Here is a 5,923-nt window from a genome sequence, read left to right on the forward strand (position 1 = left end):
ATGCGCGAAAATCAAGCCGATAAGATGGAAGATCAGGCGGATCAGGTGAGAGATGCGGCTGAAGATAAGGCCGATAAAATGGAAGATCACGCAGACAAAATCAGAGACGGTTCTTAAGGGTTCTGTCGCATTAAGCAATTTTTGGAAATTTTTCTTCCATAGAATCAATGAAGAATTTGTACGAAGCATGCTTAATGTGACAGGTTCTCTTGACGACTAATCTCAACAGTTAATTGTTATATAGCCTTTGGAATCGTTAGAGAGGATAACTGATAGTAGTGATGTACTATTTTCTAATTCAATGAGGTACAGGACATGAGATTCTTAAAATTAATTGCCGGTTTGTTTTTAATAAGCATATTGTCTATTGCTCCCGTAGCTTCTGCGGAAGAGTTTAGTGTGGGTGAATTTGTTAGTGATTCAGTCATTACTACCCAAATCAAAGCCAAGTTGCTTGCGACAGAAAATATTGATTCATTGCACATTAAAGTAGATACAGATAGTGATGGGGTGGTGGTGCTAACGGGTACGGTGAAATCAGAGGAAGAAAAGGAAAGGGCGCACACCATTGCACATTCGGTAGTGGGTGTAAAGAAGGTTCTGAACAAATTAATAATTGAGCCAGATCCATCTAATACGGAGAATCAGGAAAAGAGACATCAATATGATGATCAGAGCAACACTAACAAGGAGCAAGGAGTTGAAAATATAGAGAAGAACAGGAAGGAGCAAGAAGATATGTACGATTTTGACCAATCAAAGCCAAAATATGATCCCTCTGCTGAGCCAGGAATGATAGAAGATAACGATCGTAATCCTGGAAAATCATCTTTACCTCTTTCAGAAACGCCATAACTAATTATCCCATCTCGAATAGTTATATGGTTTTTTATGAAAGAAGTGAGGATGGATTTTATACCATTCTTTCATGGAGTCTTATTTTTGAGAGCAGTCTGCGGCAATTGCTGATTGTACGGGCTACATAGCGTATCAGGGTCTGTTCTAGATCTTTGGCACTATTTGAGAGTACATAGCAATACGTCCGTTGAAGCATTCGACCATTCTGTTGGTTGGCGAGGCGCATGGTCGGGTCAGATAATTATAATTACAACAAATTTTTAAACTGTTTTATGGAGGATCACAAATGCATACGCATCCAATTGAAGTCGAAAGGGGTAATGAAAGTGCTGTGTCATGGAGTGCGGTTTTTGCAGGTTCTGCGGCTACAGCTATACTATCATTGATTTTACTCATATTAGGATCAGGGCTTGGTTTGTCTGTGGTGTCACCCTGGACAGATACCAGTGCTGTTGGCGTCGGAGCAGCTAGTTTATATGTCATTATTTGGGTTGTTCTATCTTCACTGCTTGCAGCAGGATTAGGCGGTTATTTGGCAGGCAGGCTTAGAGTAAAATGGCCGGATATAGCTAAAGATGAAATTTTTTTCCGGGATACCGCACATGGTTTCTTGAGCTGGGCTGTTTCTTCGCTTGTAACTGCTGTATTGTTAGCTACCGCCGTCGGATCAGTGGTACACGGTACAATTCAAATGAGTACGAACGCGGCTGTGACAACTTCAGCAGTAGCCGGATCCACTGTTGCAGATTCTTTTGGTAGTGATAATATATCAATTGATTATTTTATTGATTCGTTATTCAGAAAATCAGAGCATACAACAAATACGGATGTTGCAAGCAAAGAAACAAATGCTAAAAAAGTAGATGATAAAGTTGAACTAACTAATGAAGATGGATCATCTCATATTGGAATGGAGGTAACCCGTATTTTCGTAAACTCAATTCAATCGGGAAACATAGAAACAGAAGATCTTAATTACGTAAGCGAGGTCATCTCTCAACACACTGGTTTAACTCATGAGCAAGCAAAAGAACGAGTTAAGACAACATTCTCGAGAATTCAAATGGAGCTGGAGAAAGCTGAGACTGCCCTAAAGGAAACCGCTGATCAAGTAAGGAAAGCCTCCTCGTATATGGCATTATGGATTTTTATTTCATTGCTTTCCGGCGCTTTTGTAGCTAGTGTTGCAGCAATATATGGTGGGCGCCAGCGTGACGCTGCATAATAATATATATAAATAAAATTTAATGAGGAGAAAAATATGCGTTCGATACTATTATGGTTTCTAGGTGTGCCTATTCCAATTATCATTTTAATAGCACTAATGAATTAGATATCCTGTAACAGGTTCTGTCGCAAAAGTGCAAAGCCACATTTGTCTATGCGCACAGTTATCCTGCTAAAGCTATAAAATGCTTATAAGTAGTATATTTCCATTTTTTATAACAGCTATCGCTTGCATTCATACTTGGTATATAAAAATCCAAATCAGGATGAGATAGAAATGGAAAAGTTGAAAAAGTGTTATTTAATCGGAGGTGGGATGGTTTTAATTAACCATATCACTCAAACTATTGTTTATCTGAATTATACAGGTAGAAGAGTAGGTGTTAACAGGCAATCGATTCTCTTCTAGATGTTCGTCGAGGATTGGTCTTCCTGCGCGCGCGCTCCAGCAAAAGCTTAATAAGCTCGAATTGTTTACGACTGATGTGTTGCTAGGGTAACTTTTTCTCATCTGCCGAGTTTCTCATACTCCCAGAGATTTTGAACAGGTTCTTAACTGGTACATAGGCACTTAATAGATACTGGTGATTACAAATCACCGTTCTCCATCTAAGTGCTTAATTAAAACTTGCGTTTAGCAACGCAGCTCCAGTCGTAGCAGTACAATGTAAACTCAGGAAAAGAGCTGCCTTTTATCTAAATTATTTCTTGCTATTATCAACGTTGAGGATTGCATGCAATATATCAAATGGACTGATTAAGTTGACAACGAGGGTGGATATCCAAGGAGGAAGGAAGGCTGTTTTCTTAGAAGCCTTAGTTTTATCCACGTTAGTATCACTAATTTTAGGAGACTTGCTCTTGGTTAGTTCACTCAATATGAACCCGGCACCCCCTGCAATCCATAAGTTCGAGGGAGCTATCAATTGTTGTTGTATATTTTTGAGCAGTCTCGTTGAAATACGATCCACCATTTTTTGGTGGTGTAATAACTGATATTCAGTAAGTCTGACTTGGGTTATAAGAGAAGATGATGTGGGTTTATTTTGAATAAAATGTAACATTATTTTTCCTGAATAGGATGATCCGGTCGTTCTGCCCCAATACTGCGAAGAGTTGCTGTAAATCTAAGATAGCGGCTTTTGCCGAGGATAATACCCCAGAGGATTATGGCTGCCAATAAATTCAAAGCGACGGCAAGTAATATTTGTATGATATTGTTTTCCACAACATCATACTCAGCTAACGTTAACACAAGAGTGGCAATCAATCCGATCCAAGCAAAACTCAGTAGAATACCCATCATTAAACCTGCTATGACCATAACAATCAGGCTTTTACCTGCCAATTCGATTTCTAGCACAGCAAGTTTTAAATGATTAAAGCTTAGCATACGAAATTCATTCCATAATGCCTTGAGCTCACTTAATAAATTGCTATTAGGAGTACCCGTATGATTATCCGTGATAATTTTCTCTTCAACATTTTCTTTATTAGCCGTAGCTTCTGAATCTGTCATCTTATGGTCCTGAGGTCTGGAGTAATTTTTCCTGATCTGGTAGATTAGAAATCTCATGGTTTTACACGGAATGTAAAACCATGAGGACAAATCATTTTACCGGCTACCACCGAGCAATCGACTAAGTATAAACCCTGCTCCCATTGCAATAACTAATGATTTACAGGGATTTTCACGAATATAACTAGAATATTCACTTCTTAATCGTTCCTCAGTACTCCTTAATTCTTCACCCTTCTCGCTGATTTTATCAGCGACCTGATTGGCAGTATCAGCAGCCTTATCAACTGCCCCATGTGCGAAGTTCGATGCTTTATCTATAGTATCATTCATATTCTTCACCTAATTTATATTGAAAGTACACACATAGCATAGCCATATGCGTGATTCTTATATTGAGATATGTCATCTACCGATAATTATTATTAAATACCCTGCTTAGTACAAAACCTACTCCTAAAGCGATTCCGACGGATGTAAGAGGATTTTTCTTAGTATAATCAACAATATTATCCATTAACTGCTCTTCCATATTTTTTAATTGTTCCCCTTTTTTACTGAGTTCTTCACTGGCCTGATCAATAGATTTTGAAACCTTATCTGTAACTTTATCTACTGTATCGGATATATTATTTTGTGGGCACATATCATTTCCTTATTTAATTTAAATGGTGAACCAAACGATTTATGTTATGGATTAGTTAGTTAGATCCCGGTGCCATAGTAAGAATGAATATCATTTTCCCAGGTTTTATCTGCCATATCAGGCCAGTTGTCTTTGTCGAAACCAGGTGCGCTCTCTAATCGTTTTTTATCGATATTGAGTACAAAACATTTGTTTTCTGTATCAAGAATAAGCGCTTTCCAAGGAATGGCAAAAAGTTTCTCTCCCATTCCAAGAATTCCCCCGAAAGACAATACCGCATAAGAGATTTCACCGTTAACACAGTCTAGCATTATCTCTTTGATTTCACCAAGATCTTCATCCAGGTGATTACGCACCTCATTTCCAATCAAGGTATCAGCGCCCATAAATCTAGGCTCTGGACCTGAATCATTACTATTTTTATAAATACCATAAGTGTCACGGTCTTCGTAATTCATATAACCTCCAATAAAAATACTTTTAATATGCGCTGCTGCATCGGGTGAACTTTTACAAAACTAAAAGATGAATATGTAAATTAACAAACTATACATATCTTAAGTAAACGATATACATGAATTTTATTGTGGTCTGTGCGCTACCACACAAATAAATTGATAGTAAAAGATACCATTAATCCCAACAACATAATGAATAAATGTAGAGCATCATAGATATGATTGTATGAGTTACATCCCGGGAGAACGAGTATTGACTAAAGCAAAAGCAAGATATATTCCCGCTAATATGTTTCGAAAGTGATCAATCTTATGATTAGTCTACAACTGATCAGGTTTGCAAAATGAATCTAGTGCTGAAGTGAAAGATATAAAGTTTATAAGGGTTCTGTCGCAATGAGTGATACTTGGCTAATTTTAGTAATTGAAGAATCCAATGATTAATTTTAAAGGCACTCACTTTCTAAAAAATGTAATTCTCTACGCTGTTTTTCTATGTCAGGTATGGTGTTTCTTACCGTGACATTGAGGCCATTATAGGAGAAAGAGGCGTTAAAGTTGACCATTCCACGCTCAACTGATGGGTTATCAATTACTCATCTTCCTTAGCTTTGACAGCTAAAAAATCAAACGCGCTGTTTTGGCGAGACGATTGATCTTATGCTTTTCAAGCATCGTGATAAGGCAGCGGCTAACACCTTTTCTAAACAAGCAACCATTGGTGGCATTGAAAACGCACGAATGGTCCGAAAAGGGACAACGGTCTAATGGAAATAGACCCGTCTATAGGCAGTTTATGGCTTTAGCAGGATAACTGTGCCTGCAGACAAGTGTGGCTTTGTACTTTACGAATATTTGCGACAGAACCACAGGCTTCGTGACAGAATTTTTTTATGTTTTCGTTTTTTTAGCTATTGAAGAGCCTTCTTACAACATATTTCATATGTTGTAAAATTCAGCAAGTTTACTTGCTTTATACGGATGTTTCAGTATTAAACAAACTTTTTATTCAATTGAATTATGGGGAAAAATATCTTGTATTTTTTGGTGATATGTCTCTGATTATCGTTATTTTGTTAGTGGTTATAAGTTAGAGTTATCTGTAATACAAATAAAATAGGATATTTGTATTATTTAACGCTTTGTGCGTCATCGCACATACCACAAAAAACTCCTGCTGTAGTATGCCTTTAATGCTCAAAGAAGAGTACAGCA

General features: G+C 37.5%; 7 protein-coding genes and 2 pseudogenes. 3 read left to right on the forward strand and 6 right to left on the reverse strand.

The genetic code is table 11. The features are described 5' to 3' along the window. Positions 1-315 precede the first annotated feature (315 nt). Positions 316-855, forward strand: coding sequence for a BON domain-containing protein (locus tag C8R14_RS14260; RefSeq protein WP_011635343.1), 540 nt, complete (start codon positions 316-318; stop codon positions 853-855). On the opposite strand, the pseudogene C8R14_RS14265 reads toward C8R14_RS14260, so the two are convergent. Then, positions 856-1,095, reverse strand: a pseudogene (locus C8R14_RS14265) (IS481 family transposase); the annotation flags it as partial. Positions 1,096-1,144: 49 nt separating this feature from the next. Here C8R14_RS14265 and C8R14_RS12795 point away from each other — a divergent pair. Beyond that, positions 1,145-2,083 carry a hypothetical protein gene (locus C8R14_RS12795; RefSeq protein ID WP_011635342.1) on the forward strand — a complete coding sequence of 313 codons (939 nt, stop codon included), beginning with the start codon at positions 1,145-1,147 and terminating at the stop codon, positions 2,081-2,083. A 703-nt stretch (positions 2,084-2,786) separates the two neighbouring features. Here C8R14_RS12795 and C8R14_RS12810 read toward each other — a convergent pair. The 5 genes from C8R14_RS12810 to C8R14_RS12830 all read right to left on the reverse strand — a co-directional run bounded on the left by C8R14_RS12810 (position 2,787) and on the right by C8R14_RS12830 (position 4,708). Continuing rightward, positions 2,787-3,149, reverse strand: a complete 363-nt coding sequence (locus tag C8R14_RS12810; RefSeq protein WP_049753131.1) for a hypothetical protein — start codon at positions 3,147-3,149, stop codon at positions 2,787-2,789. Beyond that, positions 3,149-3,604 (reverse strand): hypothetical protein, encoded by a 456-nt coding sequence (locus C8R14_RS12815; protein ID WP_011635341.1) that lies wholly within the window; start codon positions 3,602-3,604, stop codon positions 3,149-3,151. The genes C8R14_RS12810 and C8R14_RS12815 overlap by 1 nt, the downstream gene beginning before the upstream one ends. 96 nt (positions 3,605-3,700) lie before the next feature. Next, complete coding sequence (locus C8R14_RS12820) at positions 3,701-3,937, reverse strand: hypothetical protein (RefSeq protein WP_041353585.1); 237 nt, start codon at positions 3,935-3,937, stop codon at positions 3,701-3,703. A gap of 76 nt (positions 3,938-4,013) precedes the next feature. Further along, the gene (locus tag C8R14_RS12825) at positions 4,014-4,250 is read right to left on the reverse strand and encodes an ElaB/YgaM/YqjD family protein (protein ID WP_011635339.1); all 237 of its coding nucleotides are present in this window, start codon (positions 4,248-4,250) and stop codon (positions 4,014-4,016) included. Positions 4,251-4,309: 59 nt separating this feature from the next. After that, a complete protein-coding gene (locus C8R14_RS12830) occupies positions 4,310-4,708 on the reverse strand; it encodes a PRC-barrel domain-containing protein (protein WP_011635338.1) in 399 nt (132 codons plus the stop codon). A gap of 436 nt (positions 4,709-5,144) precedes the next feature. On the opposite strand from C8R14_RS12830, the pseudogene C8R14_RS14480 reads away from it, so the two are divergent. Continuing rightward, positions 5,145-5,361 (forward strand): annotated as a pseudogene (locus tag C8R14_RS14480) (IS6 family transposase); the annotation flags it as partial. Between the last annotated feature and the right edge of the window lie 562 nt (positions 5,362-5,923).

This window comes from Nitrosomonas eutropha, assembly GCF_003201195.1.
GTDB classification, from domain to species: domain Bacteria; phylum Pseudomonadota; class Gammaproteobacteria; order Burkholderiales; family Nitrosomonadaceae; genus Nitrosomonas; species Nitrosomonas eutropha.

What these genes read in the sequence shown, in the direction of transcription:
- C8R14_RS12825 (WP_011635339.1), bottom strand. Translation starts at nt 4,250, where the DNA reads ATGTGCCCACAAAATAATATATCCGATACAGTAGATAAAGTTACAGAT.
- C8R14_RS12795 (WP_011635342.1), top strand. Translation starts at nt 1,145, where the DNA reads ATGCATACGCATCCAATTGAAGTCGAAAGGGGTAATGAAAGTGCTGTG.
- C8R14_RS12830 (WP_011635338.1), bottom strand. Translation starts at nt 4,708, where the DNA reads ATGAATTACGAAGACCGTGACACTTATGGTATTTATAAAAATAGTAAT.
- C8R14_RS12810 (WP_049753131.1), bottom strand. Translation starts at nt 3,149, where the DNA reads ATGTTACATTTTATTCAAAATAAACCCACATCATCTTCTCTTATAACC.
- C8R14_RS12815 (WP_011635341.1), bottom strand. Translation starts at nt 3,604, where the DNA reads ATGACAGATTCAGAAGCTACGGCTAATAAAGAAAATGTTGAAGAGAAA.
- C8R14_RS14260 (WP_011635343.1), top strand. Translation starts at nt 316, where the DNA reads ATGAGATTCTTAAAATTAATTGCCGGTTTGTTTTTAATAAGCATATTG.
- C8R14_RS12820 (WP_041353585.1), bottom strand. Translation starts at nt 3,937, where the DNA reads ATGAATGATACTATAGATAAAGCATCGAACTTCGCACATGGGGCAGTT.